The following is a 566-nucleotide window of genomic DNA, read 5'->3' on the forward strand; positions in this document are numbered from 1 at the left end:
GGTCACACACGCACATAAAAAAGACGATGATTTAAATCGCTGGGTCAGCGCTTTGCGAGAGCGTGTTGGAGTCAATAAAACCATTGTGGCCACTGCCCACCGGCTGGCCAGGTTGATGTGGATATTACTACAGAAAAATGAACCATATCAGCCGCAATATACACAATCGGGGGCGACACAATGCATCAAGGATTAGGTTGTCAGGAGAGTTCGGAAAAGACAAGGGTCATTGAACCCGTGTGGGTGTTGTGAGCCACTGACAACCGCTTATCTGTTTGCCAAAGTACGATGAAAAAAGGTCCAACCCTGCCTGCGCAAAACCCGACAAAGGCACGGTCGTTACAGGCCGAGTGGGTGTATTAATTTTAGGGTGTGCAGGCTCGGAACTCATTAGGGGCGTTGGATAACCAGTCAAGCCCGGATATATGTCAGAGCAACACATTTATAGCGGACTGGACCAAACATCAGGCGTGGCAACACGGGTAACATAACGAACGGGATAACGAAAACTCGCTACCCCGCAGGCCTACTCGGCTTGACATCGCTGGAGCGTCCATATATGTCTT

General features: G+C 49.8%; 1 pseudogene. It reads left to right on the forward strand.

Annotated features, from left to right (window positions below):
- Positions 1-196, forward strand: a pseudogene (locus tag CWB99_RS24440) (hypothetical protein); the annotation flags it as partial.
- Positions 197-566: the final 370 nt, after the last annotated feature.

The organism is Pseudoalteromonas rubra (assembly GCF_005887095.1).
GTDB classification, from domain to species: domain Bacteria; phylum Pseudomonadota; class Gammaproteobacteria; order Enterobacterales; family Alteromonadaceae; genus Pseudoalteromonas; species Pseudoalteromonas rubra_E.